This is a genomic window from Sporosarcina sp. ACRSM, assembly GCF_022346545.1.
Classification (GTDB): Bacteria; Bacillota; Bacilli; order Bacillales_A; family Planococcaceae; genus Sporosarcina.
Map to the genome: position 1 here is coordinate 94,826 of NZ_JAKRNU010000013.1, position 21,392 is coordinate 116,217.

At 38.4% G+C, this 21,392-nt stretch carries 16 protein-coding genes; 2 read left to right on the forward strand and 14 right to left on the reverse strand.

Annotated features, from left to right (window positions below; genetic code table 11):
* Positions 1–90: 90 nt before the first annotated feature.
* Entirely contained in the window at positions 91–573 is a 483-nt protein-coding gene (locus MHZ95_RS17975) for a competence protein ComK (RefSeq protein WP_239392173.1), read from the reverse strand.
* A 249-nt stretch (positions 574–822) separates the two neighbouring features.
* On the opposite strand from MHZ95_RS17975, the gene MHZ95_RS17980 reads away from it, so the two are divergent.
* Positions 823–1,299 (forward strand): sigma-70 family RNA polymerase sigma factor, encoded by a 477-nt coding sequence (locus tag MHZ95_RS17980; RefSeq protein ID WP_239392174.1) that lies wholly within the window; start codon positions 823–825, stop codon positions 1,297–1,299.
* A gap of 570 nt (positions 1,300–1,869) precedes the next feature.
* Here the strand turns inward: MHZ95_RS17980 and MHZ95_RS17985 are convergent.
* The 13 genes from MHZ95_RS17985 to MHZ95_RS18045 all read right to left on the reverse strand — a co-directional run bounded on the left by MHZ95_RS17985 (position 1,870) and on the right by MHZ95_RS18045 (position 18,235).
* Complete coding sequence (locus tag MHZ95_RS17985) at positions 1,870–2,196, reverse strand: hypothetical protein (RefSeq protein WP_239392175.1); 327 nt, start codon at positions 2,194–2,196, stop codon at positions 1,870–1,872.
* A complete protein-coding gene (locus MHZ95_RS17990; RefSeq protein ID WP_239392176.1) occupies positions 2,193–4,064 on the reverse strand; it encodes a DEAD/DEAH box helicase in 1,872 nt (623 codons plus the stop codon). The genes MHZ95_RS17985 and MHZ95_RS17990 overlap by 4 nt, the downstream gene beginning before the upstream one ends.
* 359 nt (positions 4,065–4,423) lie before the next feature.
* On the reverse strand, positions 4,424–4,804 hold the full coding sequence (locus tag MHZ95_RS17995; protein WP_239392177.1) for a hypothetical protein: 381 nt from the start codon (positions 4,802–4,804) through the stop codon (positions 4,424–4,426).
* 3 nt (positions 4,805–4,807) lie between these two features.
* Positions 4,808–6,589: a dynamin family protein gene (locus MHZ95_RS18000; protein WP_239392178.1), complete on the reverse strand. Its 1,782-nt coding sequence runs from the start codon at positions 6,587–6,589 to the stop codon at positions 4,808–4,810.
* Entirely contained in the window at positions 6,586–8,529 is a 1,944-nt protein-coding gene (locus tag MHZ95_RS18005; RefSeq protein ID WP_239392179.1) for a dynamin family protein, read from the reverse strand. Before MHZ95_RS18005 ends, MHZ95_RS18000 begins: the two co-directional genes overlap by 4 nt.
* Positions 8,510–11,425, reverse strand: a complete 2,916-nt coding sequence (locus MHZ95_RS18010) for a dynamin family protein (RefSeq protein WP_239392180.1) — start codon at positions 11,423–11,425, stop codon at positions 8,510–8,512. Before MHZ95_RS18010 ends, MHZ95_RS18005 begins: the two co-directional genes overlap by 20 nt.
* A gap of 300 nt (positions 11,426–11,725) precedes the next feature.
* Complete coding sequence (locus tag MHZ95_RS18015) at positions 11,726–12,253, reverse strand: hypothetical protein (RefSeq protein WP_239392181.1); 528 nt, start codon at positions 12,251–12,253, stop codon at positions 11,726–11,728.
* Positions 12,254–12,648: 395 nt separating this feature from the next.
* Positions 12,649–15,195 (reverse strand): DUF4268 domain-containing protein, encoded by a 2,547-nt coding sequence (locus MHZ95_RS18020; protein ID WP_239392182.1) that lies wholly within the window; start codon positions 15,193–15,195, stop codon positions 12,649–12,651.
* Between the two features lie 40 nt (positions 15,196–15,235).
* The gene (locus tag MHZ95_RS18025; RefSeq protein WP_239392183.1) at positions 15,236–15,457 is read right to left on the reverse strand and encodes a hypothetical protein; all 222 of its coding nucleotides are present in this window, start codon (positions 15,455–15,457) and stop codon (positions 15,236–15,238) included.
* Positions 15,458–15,638: 181 nt separating this feature from the next.
* Positions 15,639–15,788, reverse strand: a complete 150-nt coding sequence (locus MHZ95_RS18030; protein ID WP_239392184.1) for a hypothetical protein — start codon at positions 15,786–15,788, stop codon at positions 15,639–15,641.
* A gap of 229 nt (positions 15,789–16,017) precedes the next feature.
* The gene (locus tag MHZ95_RS18035; RefSeq protein ID WP_239392185.1) at positions 16,018–16,548 is read right to left on the reverse strand and encodes a DUF1643 domain-containing protein; all 531 of its coding nucleotides are present in this window, start codon (positions 16,546–16,548) and stop codon (positions 16,018–16,020) included.
* A gap of 150 nt (positions 16,549–16,698) precedes the next feature.
* The gene (locus tag MHZ95_RS18040; protein ID WP_239392186.1) at positions 16,699–17,493 is read right to left on the reverse strand and encodes a DUF2971 domain-containing protein; all 795 of its coding nucleotides are present in this window, start codon (positions 17,491–17,493) and stop codon (positions 16,699–16,701) included.
* A 184-nt stretch (positions 17,494–17,677) separates the two neighbouring features.
* The gene (locus tag MHZ95_RS18045; RefSeq protein WP_239392187.1) at positions 17,678–18,235 is read right to left on the reverse strand and encodes a DUF4760 domain-containing protein; all 558 of its coding nucleotides are present in this window, start codon (positions 18,233–18,235) and stop codon (positions 17,678–17,680) included.
* Positions 18,236–18,631: 396 nt separating this feature from the next.
* Here MHZ95_RS18045 and MHZ95_RS18050 point away from each other — a divergent pair, with 396 nt between their 5' ends.
* Positions 18,632–21,313 carry an immunoglobulin-like domain-containing protein gene (locus tag MHZ95_RS18050; RefSeq protein ID WP_239392188.1) on the forward strand — a complete coding sequence of 894 codons (2,682 nt, stop codon included), beginning with the start codon at positions 18,632–18,634 and terminating at the stop codon, positions 21,311–21,313.
* Positions 21,314–21,392 lie beyond the last annotated feature (79 nt).

Consider the following 21,392-nt stretch of genomic DNA (forward strand, 5'->3'; position numbering starts at 1 on the left):
CGTAAATAGTTCTTCAATTCTTGCAAATGGATTTTAATTAAAAAAGAAGAAGCCCCAAAACAATGTTGAATTGCTTTGGAACCTCTTCCTTTATTCGTTCTTTCCATACAAGTCTTTTTCCCGAAGCATGGAACGACTGATGCTCATCAGCGTATGCAAGCGTTCGTATTGTTTCAGTATCGTGAATTTCGAAACGGGCACATGAATGGAAGTGCCGTTCATGAATGTAATAACCGATTTCCCTTTCGCAACTTCGTCAACAGTGAAACGATGATTGAAAACCCAGATACATTCCGGATTTTTAGACGATTCCGTTGGGAACACCCCTACTTTGCCAGGTGCGATGAGAAACGGCGGTTTATGCGAAAATTTTAATAATAAGGCTGCAGCTTGTGTGCGCCCCTGCTTCGTTGAAAAGTAACGGAGACACGCCCTATTTAGTAACTCATTAGGTGGTAGCTTGGAATAATAAATTCCGTTCGTTGTAATGATCTTAGATTGATACTCCCCGGTAAAGACTGGTTTCAACGCTAATGCACACTCATCAAGTAATAAAGAATCATAGTCCATCATGTCAAAATCCTCCTCATATCCCTTTCTATTCATATATTACCATTACCCTAAATAAATTACTAGTCACAATTGATTAAATTTGGTGAATTATCCAATTTAATTGGTTCATATGTCACTTTAGGTCTCCAAATTCTTCACACACGGTACGCCAAACGTCATAAACGGGCATTGGTCTCCTTATTCTAATTGAACTATGATGAAGGCACCCGGGAATACAAAGCGCCGTGCACGGTCCGAAAGGCTGTACAAATGACCAATTTTGAAGACATTTTACAACAATACGAACCAATGATTTCCGCCTCAATCCGCAAACTGAATATTTACCGTGACCATGACAGTTTCATACAAGCAGGAAGGATCGCTTTGTGGCAAGCTTGGAACCGCTTTGACGAAGCAAAAGGGAGTTTCACCCCATTTGCCTATCGAAGTATTCGAGGCGCTATGTTGGATGAAATGAAGAAGGAAAACAAATTTGAAGAACATGTGATGCGGATGGAAGACGAGTCTTTAGGAATAATCATTGAAGCCAGATCCGATTGGGGAGCATTGTATGATCTTGGGGAAACGTTGAGCATCCTATCCCCTGCTGAAAGCGAACTTGTCCATTGGTTGTTTATCGAGGGATTCACGTTGGCGGAATGTGCGGAAAGGATCGGTATCACAGTTGCAGGTATTAAGAAGAGGAGGCAACGGATTCTTGGGAAGTTGAGGAAGGGATTTGCGTAAGTGAGAGATGTTAGGGTTAGGGTAGCGGGAATTGGTTGGCCATTCCCACGAGTTGGTACAATAATTCAAAAGTAGAAATTTATCTCCGCTAGTAAATCCAGAGCTATAGAGACAACACCAGTAATACGCTATGGATATTACCTAGCAATTAATACAGTGAATCGAAAAGTGCTCCGTTCGCAAACCCTATAACTCCAAACACAAATACAGTAACGCATATGTAAGCTAGAAAACGGAAAAAGGTGTCGGACCTATATAAAAAAGATGTGCAAGGGTATCGATGACGCGCAGACAAAGATCATACAACCTCACCTGCATCACAAGCGATGGAAGCACTTGACGCGGTGATTCTTTTATCAATAAATGCAGCACGGAGCCTCCTTTTTAAAAGGGCAGCATATGCAAAAAAAAAAAAGGGGAATATGGTTGTCAGGCTCCCCCATTCCCTTTTCCGGATTATTTTCTGTAAGTCATTCTCTTTAAAGACAGTTCATCCAATTCATGTAAGGCTATTGGGCACCCAGCAGTTCAACTCTTATCCATCTACAGCTAGATGGATACAATTAGATATCAAACAGCCTGTACATTAATTTGCATTTGCTTTTTTATCTCTTTATACTTAAGAGCAATTTCCTTGTTCCGATCATAAATGACATCAATTTCACCGCTAATGTTACTAACTAATGTAAGTAATCGTTTCTCCTTATCAAATTGATACTTATACTCAGCTTCTTCATCAATACTTAAAATGCACTTTGTTGTAACAATAAGACCCATTTCATTTGACTCAAAATTGACTGACGTATAATTTGGCAATGTCGCGTTATTAATCAGTTCTTCAGGATTCACTTTAGGAGAATAAAGTTCATCATACAACCGTTCAATTAATTCATTCATTCATTTTCACCCTTCTTTGTATCCATAATCTCGCGTATATATTTATCGAGAGACCTTGCCAGTTCAATCGCTTCTTCATATTGATCTAAAGACCATTCATCCCGTGAACCTTTTAATTCATTTTTTAAAAACGAATTAAAATAAGTTCCTAATAAAGCCCCATTTGTTCTGACAGTCCCGTATATCCACCCATACCCTTTTCTTGGTAGAATATATCTTCCTTTTACCAACTCGTCGCCATCAAGATCAAAGTTAAAGTCTGCCACCAACTCCGGAATTAACTCTTCACGAATTAGTGTATCTAAATCTTTTCTTCTTTGGAAGTAAAATTTATCTGGACGAAGCAACCTTTCCGAGTTATCACTCTTTTTAGATTGCCTAATAAAATCTCTAGCTTTGCTTTCATCAATACCTAATAATTCTTGAAGTTCACGTATCTTTTTGTTTTCTTCTTCTAATTTTTCTTTTCTTTTCCTTATCAATTCAGTTTCTACAAAGGTGTCCTTTTCAATCTTAAAATCCTCTGATTCGTTAGCTTCTCCCTTTGATAAATCTTTTGGTCCAGCTTCACCTAAATCTAGGTTTTTATCTTCCTTAATCTTTTTTATTGCATCCCGCTTAATTTTTTCCTTTTTATAATACTCCCACAATGGTTCCAAGCCTAACTCTTTATGATGTATAAGTACAGCTGTATTATCTTCTTCCGTAAATGTTCCATCTTCCGATTCAATGGCTCTTAATGTACGACCGATAAATTGAGCATATGGTAGTAACGTTTTAAATGGACGGAAAATAGCTGCTATAGATAAAAATTTGTGGTCATATCCTTCACCTAACATCGCAACGTTGATAACCACATCAACTTTATCATCATTAATTTTATTAAGTTCTTTTTCCTGTTCGAACTTTTCGAGTTTACTATGGACGATTGATGATTCATATCCCCTTTCACTATAAATTTTTCGAATATCCTCTGCATGATCAATACTACATGCAACAGCAATAATTTTATGTGGATTATTCGTTAGTTGCTGTTTTTCTTTCAAATACTTTAAAGAAAGATCAACAATCTTTTCATTACTCTCTCTTGATAATGCAACAGAGCGTTGAATCCAGTTTTCTTCTCTTATATTTCCATCTCTTAGTTCATCTAGCGTGTATGTCCTGGTATCGTCGTTATCAAGAGTAAAAAACATTTGATCAGGGACATGGTCAATTTTTTCTAAACTCTTTACGTATCCTTTTGCCATTGCCTGTGCAAGACTATATTTATATATTTCTTTTCCTTCAATGCTTCTACCATCACTTCTAAAAGGTGTTCCCGTAACCTTAAGCACTTTACTTCCCTCGAAATACTCTATAGCCCTTTTCCATGTTTTAGCTTCGGCGTGATGTGCCTCATCGATAATGATCATATCAAAGAAGTCACGATCAACTCTTCTTAACAACGATGAATCCAAACGCTCTTGTAATTTATGAATATTCAACACCACTATATCTGCTTGCTGAATTATTTCATCTGTCAATGTTTTTTCGTATTCTATTAAAGTTGGTAAATGATGAACCTCGTCAAATACTCTAGAAAACATCCAGAAATTTTTGGGGTGCGTGGGGTCTAGTGATCCTAAAACAGAATCTCTAATTACAGTCTGCGGGGTAATAATGAGTACTCTTCCTTCAGATACTTTGTAAGGGGCGATCCCCATCAAACCAGTCTTTCCGGTTCCCGTCGGAAGTGTAACTAATGCATGTTCTTCACTTTTCTTAATTACAAAATGATCATAAATTGCTCTGTATGCATCCTCTTGAGGTTCCCTTAAAAAACTATTACCGACAATATTTGCTGGTGCATCTAGAAAGTAACTCATTCCCATTCCGCCTCTCAAGTATAATTTAATTCTATTATCTATTTATATCAACATCACATATACAACTGGATATAGCGTCACTTACAATTTTCATCGACTAAATAAAAGGTCCCGTAGACTCTGTCGTTGTAACCAACATTTAACAACGACTTTTATTCGATTTTTCGACCTCACATAAGAATATACGTTCCCGTAAATATTATAACCTACCGGCTAGCTTCTGTGCAAATTCTAGTGCCAATTCAAGTTATTTAAGCAAGCCATTCCCCTGTAAAATCAGGAAATGGCTTACGGCAATTATATCTGTCATGGAACTAATAGTGGAGAGTCCCACCAATACTTCTTCAGTATTCCCTTTCTTAAAATGACGGGTTACTTCGCGTATATCCGCCGCCTTGCTCCTTATCCCGGTCGATGTCCGTATTGCCGTCCCCATCTCTGTAATAACCCTTTACGTACGTTCCGTCTTGACGATAATAACCTTTTACGTCATGGGGCTCGACGAAGTGAGAAGTGTCCATTTGGATGGTGCACGGTTGAAATTGTAGCCGGTTTACGTGTTTTAAAGGATCTTGGTATTCCAGGTAAATGGTCCGTCCATCGATTGGGTGATGAGCGGTGTATGCCTCCGTCACTTGTACAGGTTGTTTGAAGAGATTCCCTTGATAGTGGTCGGGCTGGCTATAGTCGTTGTCAAATGTAGCTGAAATGGAATGATCGTTAACACTGTATTGGTCCATTTTTCACTTCACCTCTTCTAGTATTTGTTTCAGGCTCGTTTCGAATTTATTGATTTCGCGAATTTTTTCGTCGAGCTCACTGCTTTCTCTTACTTTTCCAGTTAATTGGCCGTCAATGAGCCTCTTCTTGATTGATAACTGGGCTTCGAACTGCTCCATTGTCTGTGTTTGAATGGTGCTTATATTCGTTGTTATATATTCAAATACATTTTCCATGAATTCCTTACCGAGAGCCGATATATGGTCTGCCATCGTTTGCTGCAAAGCCGGTTTCGATTGTTCCAGTTTTTGCTTCATCATTTTCTTTTGTACAAAAGGCAGTGCAACCATACCCATGACGGGGATAATAAGTGACGCACCCATGACAAGCGCCAATGTGCTGGCTCCCCCCACAAGTAAGCCCGCTTTGAGCATTGTGTTTTCTGATTTCACTTCGACCTGGTCTTCCGTATTCTCCATTGTAAGTTCCGTGCGTACAATATTCTTAATCACTATGTTTTGTTCAAATGATTTGCTTAGACCTGTTGAAATTTCATGCTCCAATTTGCTGAAAAGCTCATGAATGTGTATGGAATATTGATCAATCCACTGCTCAAAGCCGCTTTGGATTGCAATCGGGATTTCCGTATTCATGAGATGGTCTATGTCCGTGCCGTTATAAACAGCAATGCGCTTGTTTATGTCTTTTTTTAACTTTTCAATGAAATGAACGATTGATTTTTCTACGATAAGCTCGATCTCTTTTTGCCTTTCCATGATATAATCATCCAATTGGTCAATCCATGAGGATTTGTTGTCCATCCAGCTTGAAATCGCAGCCATCACATTCTCCAGTTCCTCTACATCCGCTTCATAAATTGCCTTGGCAGCATTCGCTTCCTTTAATGCTGCTTCAAGTAATACGTTCACCCGAAATTGGTTTCTAGCCATCTTTTCCGATTGCCGATTTCCGTCCTCCAATAGTACGCGCACCGTCTTTTCCAATTCACTTAATCCTGAATAGGCAATCAAGTTCGGTTCTTTTTGAGTTTTTCCTTCCATCCCTTTCTTCGCAGAAATCGGGATGACTAGGGGACGTTCTCCCTCGGTCAGATTACCAATCCGACGTTCGATATAATCTTTCACATCCTCCAGCTCATCCTCATCGTCAAAATGATCCATGAAGTTAGCCGGAAAGATGATTCGCTTTAGTCCTTCCTCATTTATCATTTTCTTCAGAAATTCATATTCTGAAGAATTTACAGGCTGGCGCGCATCTAATGTGAATAACACAGCGTCTGCCTGTGGTATAATTTTTTTCGTCACCGCTGTACGATGTTCGTTCAAATCATTCAAACCAGGCGTATCGACCAACACAACACGATTTTTCAATAAATCGGCTGGGAGAAATACTTTTACATAGTTTATATGCAACAGATCCTGTTCGGAAATTGCGCTATATTCAACTAGTGCATCCTGAGTGAGTTCTCTTTTTTCAATTTCCCCATCCTTTTTCACGATATGAAGCTCAGGTTTTTCACCATAAAAAACAGCGTGGATCAGGGCGGTTGTTGGAATAGCACCCATTGGCATTAGTTCCTCTCCCAGTAGCGCATTCACCAATGTCGATTTTCCATGCTTAAACTCACCGACTACTACAATCGTATAATAATCGTTGTTTATATCGACTTTCAGTTCTTCCAACAAAGGAATTAATGCACTTTCAGGAAAGAGTCCTTGTAATTGTTGCAAGGACTCTACAATTAGATCCGAATAACGTTCCTTCTCTACAGACACTGTCTTCATACCCTCACTCTCCTATTCACATGTAACGCTTCAGAAACCATGTCCAGCTCGCGGTGGATGTCATTTAACTTCGTCTCAAAACGATTCAAAAGGAACTGCTTTTCTTGGATTGCATCCCCTTCGAGCCTGATTGTATACATCAATCTCTCCATCTGTGTTTCTTTAATTGCTACTTGCCGCTCAATCATTTCCCCGTATTGCGTAGCGTATGCTTCCGACAAGCCCGTCCACTCTCGGACAAATGCATTGACTTTCTCTTCATTCGTCCTACTTAGTTGTGAGCTTATTTGGATACGCAATTTCTCCTTCCTGTTCGACTCCCCTGTAATCATCTCCCACAACCCCTTACCTATTTCCAGAATGCTATAAAAAGTGACTGTCAACGCAACTCCCGTACCACTAAGGAGTTTCCCAACCATTGACTTTTCCCGCCATCCAAAAGTCAATTCATCCAGAAGTTCATCAAACAATACGATTCCCCCCTGCTTCTCAATACCAGTTAGCGAATTCCCTCCTATTGTTTCGTTCTCCTCCACAGCACCTAGAAATGCGAGTGTATAACGTTTCTCAAGCTTCTCCCACTCCTCGTTCAATTCCAGACTTGCATGATCCAAAGCCAACTGTAAAGTTTCCTCTATTCTTTTCTGTTTTCTGCTATGTAACTCCCGTTCAAGCGGGGCAATGGCTTCGTCAACTTCTTGGGAAAGTTGACTCAAACCGCTTGGCGACTGATCGAAGGTCCGGAGCCCTTCTTCCTTAATGGTAGACAGTTGATCACTATACCATTGTTGAATTCGGAATCTTTCCCGCACCAACGTCAAATTCAGCACTTTTTTTGCTTCCATGCCCATCTTTCGGATACTGGTAAGTTGTTGTTGGAATGAAGCGACTTTTTCCTGCAACTGTTCATGCGTTTGCTTTAAGCTTTCACGTTCAAAACGGATTTTTTCTTGAATCACCTTTTCAATCATCCGCCGCGCTCGATCGATAGGCTTGCCTAACTTTACAGCTCCCCGCTCATATTGAAGGAAATTGGCAATATCTTGTTCCAAAGGGACAAAACCGGTCTGTTCTCTTTCCCATAGTTCCACCGGCTCTCCCATTTTTGTTGCAGGAGTCCCGTTTTCAGCAAGCTTCCGGTACAACTGCTGTTTCGCCGAAACGAGATAGACCTTTTCAGTCGGCAGCACTTTATGTAGATCTGTCAACACTTTTTGATAGACATCCCTTGCATCACTTTCGTTGTCTAAATCGTCTTTGAAATTAATGACAACAAAAACTTTCTGTATATCATTCGCAATCAGCCGGTCTTTCAAGAAACTCATCTCTGATGCTGACATCGCCTTTGTCGCTGCCAATAAAAAAATAGCGACATCCGCTTTCGGTATCAGTTCGTTAGTGATCTGACCCCGGGATGGATCCAAATCGTTTAAACCAGGGGTATCGATAATCGTCACCCCTTCCTTGCATAGCTGGAGCGGGTACCCAACTTCTGCAAAATTGATGGCGTTCAAATTCTCCACTTCCCGTGCATATATCGCTTCGCTTTCCTTATCTCCTTTAATCGCCTCTTTAGGAGCTACTATCTTTTTAAATTCCTCTTCACTAACTGTTTCGGCTGCCCTCTTGTCATCTTTAAAATACAGTTGGATAGACGGCCGTTCCTTATAAACAATTACATTCCGAATAGCTGTGGTCGGTCTTGCAAGGGAAGGTAAAATCCTCCTTCCAAGCAGCGCATTAATGAACATCGATTTGCCCCTTGAGAACTCCCCAACGACAATCAACTCAAATCGATCATCTTCCAAATCCTCTTTTAACCTCATCACTTTGCTTATATCCTCTTTATATCCAAGATCTTGAAGGACAAATGAAAGTTGGTTCAATTGCATTAATACATTTATTTTTTTATCTTTAAACTCATTCAACGATAAGGTCATCGTCCTCATCCTCCCCTTCGATGATAGCCGTCCACATTATTTCTGTAATCTGCAACTGTCCATAAGGCCCCACATGAATAAGAAGTTGCTGATTGTATTTTTCAGCTGAAATTAACTCCCCATATAGATTGTGGTCCAAGTGAACATAGACGTTCACCCTGTAATGTTGATCATCATGAACATCTATCGTTTCGATAGCCAACTGGCTGAGGACAGTTTCATGTTCTGGATTTGCTTCATCTATGTATTTTTCAATCTCTTGCTTCACTCCTCCTTTATAAGCCAAATAAGGGCTTAAGTCGTCACTGTTTCGGATATTCATGGCATTTACATATTCATTAAAAAAATCAATGACGAAGCCCATAAGGTCATCTCGGGTAACTTCCGAAACAGTTTTTTCAATAATCTTCTCTTTTTGTGTATCAAGCGTTTTGATGAATTTAATTTTAAACTCGGTTTCAGATTGTAACTCAACCGTGTATTCCTTTTTCTTCACAAATCTCTCTTTATAGCCGGTTCGATCTTCAAATACAAATACTTCTGTCGTCCTAACCAGGTAGCTCGATATTCCCTTCTGTTCCAGTTCATCTACAACTGTCGACGTGAAATCGAAATACGCTCCCGAAGGCGACACATCATATATATAATCATCGATTTCACGATAGGCTGTACTGCCTTCCAACAAATAAGGGGCTACCAATTCAAACATATTATCATTCAGGGCTTCCATGTAACTTTCGCGGTAATTCAGCATGAACATCACCAAGTTGCTTTCGTTAATTTGGATAGGTTGCTGAATGGCTTGGCTGTTACTCATATCTTGCTCATTCCAGTCAGTAAAATCACTGTCCAACGCTTCCGACTCCCCAGTCGCTAGACTGTCACTGTAAGTTTCGTATTCATATTCCGCATCACTTCTCAATGGTTCAGCCATTATACTTTCCCGATCAAACAGTTTTGGTATATCAACGTTCAACAGAACAATTAGAAGACAGACAACTCCTAGAGCAACTGCCGACTTTTTGCGAATACCGATGATCTTCTGGATCTCCGCTTCAATAGGCAACGTAAGCTTTTCTGGAACATATATAGTTGGCTGTTGCAATAGATGTTGATAGTCAAAGGATGCCCCTTTTATATCTTCAGTCTCATGGGAAGACAAATGCTCCATCCACCGGATTGCTTCTTTGCATTCTTTATAGGACGAGACAGGTAGTTCTGGCAACATACCGATGATCATCTCATTCTTATATTTTGCCTGTTGGTAATTCCCAAGCGGTTCTATTTCACGATAATCTTTCTGGAAAAAAGGGCCAATCGTGTTCGAATATGACGCAAACATACCTTGCAGCTCAGCTAACAATTCAAGCTTCTCATCTGGCAACTTGGAAAAATTCCGCATTTGCTGTTCCCATTTTTCATTCCATTGACTTGCAAGTGCCATCATTTCATGCAAAAGATGTTCATAAACTTTTAATAGTTCTTGGTTGAGATCTTCAAAATAACGATGGAGAAGCTGTTCCATCGTTCTCTCTTCTCTTTTTAGATTATCCATTTCTTTAGTATTTCGAGTTAGCTTCCGATTATATGCTTCCTGACTATCTAGTAGTTTTTCCAATTTTGATTTACGGAATAGAAAAACATTGCTATATTGCGACCACTTATTAGAAATAGCTTCCCTTTGTTCCTTCAGCTCATGGAAAGACCTATTCATCGATCCGAATTGCCGCTCGAGGTCTTGAAAGAGAAGCCAATTGAATGCCGGTATTTGTACAAAAGGATAACGATTCTTAAGTTGCTTGAGCAAATGGTTATGATTTTGAATTGCTTCATGGGATTCCAGCGGTGTCGTTAAAAGTTGGTGCAAGACGAGAACTTCGGATTCGAGTGTTTTCATATGATTATCAAATGCAATATACTCAGATTGCAATGAAGGCATCTGCTCATGAAGTACCTGATTCATGAAATGAGCATAAAAATGGACCGGTGCCCTTTTCATTTCGGTAGCATATAAGTCACTGATATTACTCAGAATATCAGCGAATGCAGCGAAAAGACGCTCATTTTTTTCCTCATCCGTCATCCTGAATGTAGAGAAAATCTCTTCTACGTTTTCCCACATACTGAGTCCCAACTTCTTGTTGTCATCCGATTTAAATGCCTCAAGCGCTAATTTTGATGATACGGGCGTCAAGGATTCAACAAGTTCGTTAAGTGTGCGATGGTTCGCCTCCAGAAAACTTTCCAACGGCTCCTCATCGTAATCATGAATATCAATCTTATTAATCACTCCATAAATCGGCAGATCCTGTTTTTTACTTTTTATCTCTTTTATTTTGAGTTTCTCTGTCTCTTGGCCCGTATGCCTAGCATCGAATACCCAGATTGCATAATCACCACGGGTGGAATGTGCATCCGCAGCTTCTGTATGATGATCAATACCGGAGTTATAACCTGGTGTATCAATTACTGTAATACCTTTTAGTATGTCGTTAGGTGTTTCAATTTCAATATAATCCAAATTGAGCCGATCAGCTTTTAAACTCCCCTCCACCTCTGTGGAAAGTTCGATGAAATCCGTCCGATTCACTTCCGTCGAAGTACCGTCTTTCTTTTTGGCGATAATCCGAAATCTAGGACCATACGTAATCTTTGTCGCAACGGCCGTCGTAGGAATGGTACCGGATTGGACAAGCTCTTCACCAAGCAGTGCGTTGATGAATGTAGATTTTCCCGCCTTAATTTCACCAAGAATGACTACGTTCGTCGTCTGATCCTGAATTTTATCCAGGAGCTCGTCAACCCTACTTATGCTTTTATCATACTTTCGGAGGGGCGCTAGACTTCTCTTCCATCCATCCAACCCCTTATGTAGATGCTCTCTCCACACTTGCACGGCAAATACTCCTTATTCATTAAATTTTCAATCTCACTATCTACCATTATAGTTCCATTTAACTATTAAAGATAGGACTCGTTAGTACTAAGAGCTATTTCCGATAAAAAGTTAATGGAGAAGGATTGGATGAGTGCGTGTGTAAGGTCAATAGCCTTGCTTGAATTGAATTAACGGGTGGGAACCAAGCGTCCTTCTGAAACTTTGTCTCCGGAAGGCGCATGAATCTTTTCTTATATCATTGACGCATACGAAAAAGGCGACCGTCCCCGGCATAAAAGGGATGGTCGCCTGCCTGTGTTATTTTAAATTTGTTACTACTTTATGTTCTTCGACTGTCTCGAAGTCTTCGTTAGAAAATACGTACAGAATCAATTCAAGGTTTTCATTGATTTCAGGTAGATCACCGTCATAGTTCTGAATTTCTAGCACAGCATCCGCTTTCTTCCCGCCAGATATATCTTGACTCATCATCAACATGGATTCATCAATCATTTTTCCGTCCGCGGAAACTTCTCTCGCTTGTACAGTGATTGTATCTTCTCGTTTGTTTTCAACTTCGAATGTCACTTTATATTTTTCTTCGTCCCATTCTTTATCTACAATCTTCTCTATACTTACTAATGTCGCTTTAATATTTTCGGTATCGGCAACTTCTTGATTTAGTTCATTCTTCTCGTTTTCGTCCTGTACTTCTTCCTTGTTCGTTTCCTTTTGTTCGCCAGTTACTGAACCGACCTCTTTGTCTGTTGTTTCTACCGAGTCATCTCCACAAGCTGCTAAAACAAGCACCATTGCTAACATGAGAAATCCAATAAGTTTTTTCATAGTTGTTCCTCCTCTTATGTACTATTACATAGTACGATAGTGTTATTAAAATTTCTATACCTTCAAGTTAATTACCATAAAATACATTTATATCCTTGTAATTTTCAGATTACTACCTTGGACAATTTTTCAAATCGTATGTACGGCTTTATACTGGTTTGCTACATCGTGTGTTTATCGCTTTGGATGAGAGCCATTTTGATCGTGTAAAGATTGAAGGTAGTTGCAGAAGTAATGTAACAAGGACGATTGTTAGTGATTGTTGCAACAAAAAGAAGCACCTCCTTGATACGTTAATCGTACCAGGGAGGTGCCACTTTTGAATATGCGTTGTGTGATTACAGGCTTACACTGCGACTGCCATAGCCGTTTTCTTCAATCCGCTCATCTCTACATTATTCTACGGTAGTTAGCGCATTTTGAAGTTTATCAAAATGTTCTATTAGCCATTTAAAGTGCTGATGATACAATTCTGGATTGTATATATCCGCTTCAACAGAATATAAAATCCTTTTGGCTACACTATTTTCTTTGCTTGTGTACCACTCAAGGGAAAAACCACATGCATTTTCTATTTCCGCTTTTTTCGCTTCAAGCTTTGAAAAATTTTCAGGCTGGTAAACATAAATTCCTATACGTAGAGTCCCCTTTTTGAGAACCTGAAAAAACAAATGATAGTTCGGACTCCCCACCGTAACATCATACCAATTATCATACGATGGCTTTCGGGTAGCAATATCATTCCCACGTCCGTTTTCCCGACAGTACTTAACAAAATTACTCCAAAAATCCATCCTTAGTAAATGACGTTCGGATAATTCCCTTGTTGTCGTTGTAGCAGCATCAAATGTATTATCAAATGCTGTTTTATCGATTTCCGGAATTTCTTCACGTCCATCATTCACAAACGGAATATGAAGCAGCTCTATCATTTGTTCTTCGTCTGTAAAATGGATATTCCAACGTTTCTCCAGGAACTTCAGCATTTTTATACCCCGTTCGAGGATACGTTGTGCGTCCCAATCAGCTTCATGGGACACTTCAAGTTCAGAATGCGAACCATCTTCATACCCACGACGCCCATTTGTCTTTGAGACTTTCTTATCTTCAAAGCTATCATTCTGTAAAGCAGAATTGACACTCTGTGATAATGGCAGCAGATTTCCAAGTGAATCGGATAGGATTTTGATTTCGTCATCTGTATATTGGCGGAACTGATTTCTCCAGTACCATTTCGTCGGTGTCTGTGGAAGGATATGCTCAATCGTCACTTTGTCTTTCTCGACTTTTGTAAAAGGTGTCCACCCAAGCTTTTCAATGCCTGTTTGTTTAGCTTTTTCGTATTCATATTCAAATAGAAGATAACGTAGATCACGCCAGCCATAAAACCCATTCCCATTAGAAAAGTTTTTACCAATCCGAGCGATAAATGTATCAATGGTATACGCCATATCCCAGTCAGCTGTCTCATTCAAAGATGCTGTCACTTGATGAATGGCCAGGTTTTCCATATAGACTTCACGCGTTTTTCGGTAATAATGACTGCTTTGGTAGCTCGACTGATAAGCGGCCATTCTGAAGGATAAAAATATAAACCGTTCAATCGCGCGAAATAAAGCAACTCGCTCGCTGGATGAAACTTCCCCATCCAACGCAAGTGATACAGTAACGAGTGGTCTAAAATAGCCCATTCCAATTCGATTCAGCCGCTCTAACCAAAGTTTTTCTTCATGAGTCAAACTACTGAGTTGTGGAAAATGAGAATAAAACCAGTATTTTGCTACCTCTTTCAGACTGTTCACATAATCTGCTATATCCTTCGGTTCAAGTCTACTTATTGTTTTGACAGTATCAGTCGGTTTCGGAACATCATCATCTTCATCGGCGAATTCTAGATCTATGTTTTCTGGAATTTCTTCCTCAACCACATCCACCTGCTTCTGAAATACATTCTTTGCGGAGAATTTATTCAGCAAGAATTTTATGTAGTCATCGCCTTTTTTACGCGAGTAATGAAAATACATAATCCAATGCGCCCTTAAAAATTCATCATCCGAAAGTGGTGAATGCTGATTGCGGCCAAGCTGATAATAAACCTCTTTCCATGCATCGTTTATCTGTTTTCTCAATTCTACTTTATCCATCACATCCAATTGTGAATCATCATATAGCGTAGTCAAATAGATCAGCCGATTCTTAAGTAATTCAAGATTCGTCAGTTTCTTTCCACGATTATTCATGGTCTCGAAAGCAACAAAAACATCGTAATCATCTTCAATTTCATGAATATTAAACATCAACTGCTGTGTCAATTTACGGAATAAGGTTTCAATCCCCTCCATTCCTTCTGACGCATTCAATTTTTTTAGACAATCGGAAAAAAATCTCTTCGCATAGCCTAGATTTTGTGTATAGTAAGTCTCATTAACCGTCCCTCTATGAGGTTCTTCATACACCCGATATACAAGATATTCAGCACTCGGGTTGTCTGTCTCGTATCCAAACAAGTATGTCGTAATAAAATTCTGAGGCGGACGTTTCTGTGATATGTATTTGGACCGTATCGATTTTAATGTTTGATAGCAAAGAACAATCTCCTCTTCACTCTTTTCAGCATTGCATTCCAAGTTTTTCACGAAGGATACAATCTCGTTAACAAGGATTGAAAAGGTCGTAAGGCGCTGCTGACCATCTACAACATGATAGGCTCTATGACCTGAATCCAGCAGCCACTTATCATTTCCCCAGCCTTTTGTTTCCGCCTTTGGAACAGCCTTTAAAGAAAGCAATCCCGTATAGTGATATCGATCCCCTTGCAAATTCATGACATCATCCCAAAAGTCCACAAGCTGCGCCTGCTTCCAAGCGTATCCCCTTTGATAATCTGGAATCCGAAACAACTTATTTTGATACAGCTCAGAAAGTGATTGTAAATTACTCATAACTAATCTCCTACTTTCCCCCAATTTTACTTTTAAATAGTTACTTGCTCATTTTGATCATGCCGAAATATTGAAAGGCTTTTTTGATATCTTCTTGATTTTTTGCTGGGCACGGGAATATTCTCTCATTAATATTCTTTCTATTCCTGGCAACCTTCGGAGACAGGCCACATATTTCTTTTGTATGGGCTATCCAACAGGTCTTAGGTATGTAACCAAAGTTTTCTTTTACATAATTTTGGATTTCTTTGTAGGTGGCCATATAATCTGCACCCTCTTTCAATTTGAGATAATACTTGGTAATGATCTCTATATTCCCCATACAAAGTTCATTTTTTTAAAATACAAAATAAGCCAACTTGAAGTTTGCTTCAAATCGGCCCCAGTTGGTAATTGTTCTATTCCAGATTCATGTTTTTTATTCATTAGCGCTGTATGTGAAATTATTTCTGGCCTCGTTCTTTTCGAATGGTACCAATCTTTTTATCACTTCTTGTATCTCTGCCATCATCGTTTCGAATCGTACCTGGCGGTAATCCGTGTTTCTTTTCAAATGTGCCAACTGTACAATCACTTCTAGTTTTTCTTGTCATTTTGTTTCCTCCATTCTTTAATGAGCCTTCAATGAGTATGAATAAGTATTTTTTACTACATTCCAACCATACGCTTATGCCGAAATAGAAAAGAAACGACTTATCTAAAGCAATTGTACTACATGCATCTGTCTACCGTCTATATCCAAAGAAGGAATAGTACGTCAATTTGGTTTTTAGGAGTTTTATGAGTGACTGTCACTCCTATTGAATCCACTAAGCGCTCAGTCTATTCTATTTTTGTACCAATAGGGTAATTCACCAATCGCCATTCTTCACTGTATCCCATACTTAAATGGCAGTTAATATGCCCTTTTTTGTCTTGGAAACATTTTACTCGTTCTTTAAAAGGGAGTAATTCGCGTTTCACATTATTGATAGCCTCTTTATATTTTGCTTTCCCATCGGCATCTCGTCCCCAGCCTACGATAATCAATTGTGAGTCTTCTAAAGCTTTCCTTATAAACTCCACATTATGCAGCTCATCATTTTCTTTTCTATTCTTTAGTCCATCTTGCTTTTTAGATCTGTAAGCAAATAGATTAACAATCTCTACCTGACCGTAACCATTTTGGATTAAATAATTCGTTAGGTTCATAACTGTTTTATCCATTAAAAGTTCTGTTGCATCGCTCGGATTTATTCCTATAAATGCAGCTTTAGGTTTGTCCTCATCCCAAATCTTCGTCAATGAGTACCTGTAATTCTGATATTCTGAATAGATAGCCTTCGTTTTCATTATGTGCTCTTTTGTAATCATATCATGACCCCTCCCTCATCATTCTATCAAGCCTAATAGGATATAAATCTGAATATGTGCTAAGTATAGTTTTCGATTTCTCGTGACTTAATTGATCTTTGAAAATTAAAGGCTTAGCATTCTATTCTTATATTTAAAATGAGACATGATTTATTTGACTTTATATAAATCTGAATGTATTATATTTGCGTTTATATTAAATTTCTTTATAACCGCCTCTACAATTTCAACGAACCACTGTGAAGCATCTGGAGAAACATATATCGACTCAACTAGCTCTGAAAGATCGACTTTAATGTTAACTCCATAAATATCTTCATCTTTCAGGGGTTTTGCATCATGATGACCAGCATAAAGTAACCGTACTTCCTGTTCATGAGCGAATGAAATTCGCTTTGAAAAGAATGGTTCAAATACATTTCCAAAAAAATTGCTTTCTCTCGTAAAATCAATATAATTCACTTTTCCAATATAAATTTCCTGTTCACAGCCATTAATACTATTTTTTAAACGATCAAAGGTTGTTTGAATGGCAACACCTTCATCACTTTTTAAATATAAATCCCACATTGCTGCAGACTCATATTCATTTAAATGCCAACAGTTTATAAAAGTATTTTTTCTTTGGTATTCAGAGTCACTATAAATTTGTTCTGTAAACTCTTCTGCCTTCTCTAATAAATCCTGTTTGTCTTTTCCTTCAAATTTTATAGTCTCATCTTCAAAAATATACTCGTTGGAGGCAATTCTCTCTAAACTTTCGCGCATATCGTCTACTTTAAAACCAATGATTTTGCCTTCAAAAATATCTTTGAACATGTCTGATCTGCAAAGATATAAAGAATGATTATTTATCAAGCTAACTAATTTTGCAAAATCCATGTATCTCCATAACTTTGCATTTCCTTTAATATTTGAGTTAATTACCGGATGTTCAACAAACATAGTGGCTTACCTCTCTTAAATTTTTAAATGATATTTTCCCTGCACACTCTTTTAATTTACTTTGTCTGGTAATGGAATACTCCGCCAAAACACCCGGCGAATCATATTTCTTGATAGCCATCTCTTCGTCATACAGGAGTATCAAAAAGATAATTGTAGTTTTTGAGAAATAAACACCTTAAGATTACTCGATTTCCTTTTCACCCCTTCTTTCTTCGAGTAGATACTCATATTTATATTTCTTTTTAATCTTTTTCGCAAGTTGTTCAAAACCTTCAGCGTAGTATTTGTTGGTAGTCATTCGTCTTTCCTGAATATATGGTTGTAGCAAATAAAATAATTTGACGACAGAATAGCCAGATGAGCTTTTAAAGATCCATATGGGTAAATAGCCTTTAGAAACCATCATCCCCCAAAAGTGAAAGAAACCACAAATCTCAGCGGCGGCAGTTTGATCTATGTTTCCCTTTTCGTTTTCTAGATCATAGATTTTGCCTCTATTCTGAATCATCTCCTGTGTATCACCTTGTTGGAAATACTCTCGAATTGCTTCGAAATTAGCGACTCTTTTAGATGCTAGGCTCATAACTACTCCTGTTACCCCCGATGCAATAGCCGACATCCCAACTATAGTCGCTAATTGTATTTTACTGAAAATACCTTTCAATGCGTCTCCGTAGAAAAGAACACTAAGCAATAAACTTAGCGAAATAAAGGCATAAGCTATAATTCTCCTGTTCACAATAGTACTCCCTACGTAAATTTATTATAGTTCTATTATACCACTTCCACTTCTTTAAGAGTAGCTATAGTCTTATCTATCCAACCATAAGCTTTCTATAATGGAAAAAAGAGCGACAATCAACCACTTTGATCTTTTTCAGCCGTATTTTCAACATAATAGTAGTCTGTCTATTTTCTTTGCATATATGTGATTGCTTAACGAACAAACGAGCTCGAATCATTGAGCTGAATAGTACTAGACTTGCATTACAGCGTAATCGTCGTAATAAGCTCCGCTGTAGCCATAAACCAAACGAAGCTAATTCCGAATATCCAATGCAATTAACGATTGCCCTGAACAGCGATTGGATGGAAAAAATATAATTACCTTCCTCATATAGTTTGGGGTGAAAAATTGTGGGATTTGGGGGTAAGTGCGATTAACGCTGAAGAGATTCTGGTTACTTTTAATAAAGAAATGTCTGAGTCAGCAGCTAAGAACTCTAACTATGAAATCTCTATCAATGGCACAATTATTCCGGGTGCAACAATTATTGAGGATATCGTAGTGGATGGAAAAACAGCTTTAATTCGTTTGAACGAAGGCTCTTCTTTACCAAGTAGCCATCAATTTCGTTTAGGAGACAAAATTGTAGTTCAAACTACTGATGCGATCACTTCAGCTGATGGTACAGTATTACCTCGTTATTCATCAGAAGAGATTGTGTATAATGTAACTACAGCTCCAACAGTTAAAAACGTTGCTATTGATCGTACTGCTGGTTCAGAAAGTTTAACGATTGAATTTGATCGCCCAGTTGACACTACAGTAGATTTAGTGAAGATTGATGGTATTTCATTAACTAACGCAACACTAGTTGCTGTAGATGATACTATAGCTGGTAACTATTCTTATACCTTTGATATTAGCTTATCTGCTAATGGAGCAGTAGGTAGTGCACCAGCATTAACACAATCTCAGCTAGATTCAATTAAAGAAAAAGGAAACCATGAAGTAACAATTTTTGCTTTAACTGATACAGCATCTGCTAATCCAGCTGTGAATGCAGCAGTTAATGCAACTTATACGGTTTCTGAAGATACAACAGCTCCTAAAGTAATTAGTGTTACTGCAGTAAACGGTAATAAATTCTTCGTCGAAACAAATCGTGCAGTTACTTTGGATCGTACAGCTATTAAAGTCGAAAAAGGTACGCATGAATTTTCAAATGCTTCATCAGCGAATTTTGCTAATCCAGCGGCAGCATCAGCTTCCGAAGTTGTTGCAGCACCGGGAACTAGAAATGGTAAACCGGGTATTTATGTAGCAATTAAAGAAGCACCAACTACAGACGAAAACCCACTATATAAAGGTACTGAGACAACAGCTTCCTTAAAAGTAACGCTTGAAAACTACAAAGCAAATGACTTAATCGGTACTAAGTATGTAGGTAATGTTTCTTTAACAAAAGATACTGTTAAGCCTAAAGTTAAAACAAATGAGTTAGTATCTGCTAACCAAATGACGGTAACATTTGAAAAACCTGTTACTCAAGTAAATACTCTTGCTAATGATGAAGTTGTAGTTCGTGACAAAGACGGTGTTGTACTTTCTACTACGGTTTCTTCTGTAACTGGAGATACTTTAACAATTGCTTCAAGTGCAGCATTTGCTACTGATAAAGGACCATTCACAGTAGAGATTGCAGCTAATGAATTATATTATAATGAGACTACTTCATCTGTAGCAGCATATCAGGCAACTAGTTTACGAAATGACAAGTTAACAACTATTGTCCGTCCTTCTGAGAGCGGATTTAAATATGTAGAATTTGTTAATGGATCATCAACTTCAGATTTAGATGGTGTTGTTACTCAAACTACTGCAGCAGGTAAAAACGTTATCACTATTGACTACAAAACTGAAATGACCGATAGTGCAAAACTTGCAAGTAATTACAAACTTGATGGTAAAGCGTTGCCGGCAGGTACAGTAGTTGATTTCGTAGGCGACAAAGAAAATGTTCATATCACTTTGCCAAAAGAAGCTGTAAAAGCTGATGGAAGTTTCTTATTGGAAATTTCTACAAATGTAACTACAGAATCTGGTTCAAAAGTTGTTAAGGACCTACAAACTCGTACACCTTATACTACAACTGTTGTATTAGCTGACGATACTAAGCCAGTATTAAAAGAAGCAGTATTTATTAAAGCATCAAATGCTTCTACTACTTCTGATGTAATCAAACTAACATTCACTGAGGATATTGCTAACTCAGTTACAGCTACAAATGCAGTGAAGAACCTTGAAGTAACAATCAATGGCTCTAAACAAAATGTATCTATTGCCGCTTCTGAGCTTTCAGATGGTGACAACGAAGTAGTAATTACATTACCAAGTGCAGTGAGCCTTACAACTGTAACGAATATTAAGACAGTTGCAGATGAAAATGGAGATGTATTCATCGTTGATTCTTCTTCATTGGCTAACAAATTACAAATTGGTACAACTGTTGTAGCAGATGGCTCTAAAGCAGAAATCGACTTAGATGCGATCGCAGATCAGTCACTTGCTCAAGCAACAGTTAATTCAGCTACAGTTAATGGTGCAACTACAACTACAGTTCCAGGAGTAACTGCTAACTTAGCGTTAGCTGGAGCAGATGTAACTTGGTCTTCAAGTAATACTGCAGTAATTACAGATGCTGGTTTAGTAACACGTCCTGCATTTGCTGATGGAAATGCTACAGTTACTTTAACTGCAACTGCAACTGTTAATGGTCAAACTGCTTCTAAAGACTTTACTATCACAGTAACAGCAGAAGCAGCTTCAAATGTAGCGACACTCGATGCTGTGGTTGGCAAATATTCTATTGGCGGTTCTGTAGGTAGTGAAACTCTAACAGCTGATGGTTCTGTAACTACTGTTGGAGCTTTAAAAGCAGCATTAGATACAACTCATGCAGCTGCAACAGTAAAAGTGACTGCTGCAGACGGTACTACAGAATTAACTGATGCTACTGCTTTGGCAAGTGGTCAAAAAGTAATTGTTACTGCTGAAGATGCTACAGCTACAGTTACTTATGTAATTCAGTAATTTGCATTAATTTCGGGTTCCAGGTTCTAACACAATTCAGATGATTCACTTGATATTTTTTTGAGTGAATCTAGCAATC

Bases quoted from the DNA above. Each gene is read 5' to 3' on its own strand.
- MHZ95_RS18030 (WP_239392184.1), bottom strand. From the start codon at position 15,788: ATGACAAGAAAAACTAGAAGTGATTGTACAGTTGGCACATTTGAAAAG.
- MHZ95_RS18020 (WP_239392182.1), bottom strand. From the start codon at position 15,195: ATGAGTAATTTACAATCACTTTCTGAGCTGTATCAAAATAAGTTGTTT.
- MHZ95_RS17990 (WP_239392176.1), bottom strand. From the start codon at position 4,064: ATGAGTTACTTTCTAGATGCACCAGCAAATATTGTCGGTAATAGTTTT.
- MHZ95_RS17995 (WP_239392177.1), bottom strand. From the start codon at position 4,804: ATGGACCAATACAGTGTTAACGATCATTCCATTTCAGCTACATTTGAC.
- MHZ95_RS17985 (WP_239392175.1), bottom strand. From the start codon at position 2,196: ATGAATGAATTAATTGAACGGTTGTATGATGAACTTTATTCTCCTAAA.
- MHZ95_RS18035 (WP_239392185.1), bottom strand. From the start codon at position 16,548: ATGATTACAAAAGAGCACATAATGAAAACGAAGGCTATCTATTCAGAA.
- MHZ95_RS18015 (WP_239392181.1), bottom strand. From the start codon at position 12,253: ATGAAAAAACTTATTGGATTTCTCATGTTAGCAATGGTGCTTGTTTTA.
- MHZ95_RS18005 (WP_239392179.1), bottom strand. From the start codon at position 8,529: ATGACCTTATCGTTGAATGAGTTTAAAGATAAAAAAATAAATGTATTA.
- MHZ95_RS17980 (WP_239392174.1), top strand. From the start codon at position 823: ATGACCAATTTTGAAGACATTTTACAACAATACGAACCAATGATTTCC.
- MHZ95_RS18040 (WP_239392186.1), bottom strand. From the start codon at position 17,493: ATGTTTGTTGAACATCCGGTAATTAACTCAAATATTAAAGGAAATGCA.
- MHZ95_RS18025 (WP_239392183.1), bottom strand. From the start codon at position 15,457: ATGGCCACCTACAAAGAAATCCAAAATTATGTAAAAGAAAACTTTGGT.
- MHZ95_RS17975 (WP_239392173.1), bottom strand. From the start codon at position 573: ATGATGGACTATGATTCTTTATTACTTGATGAGTGTGCATTAGCGTTG.
- MHZ95_RS18000 (WP_239392178.1), bottom strand. From the start codon at position 6,589: ATGAAGACAGTGTCTGTAGAGAAGGAACGTTATTCGGATCTAATTGTA.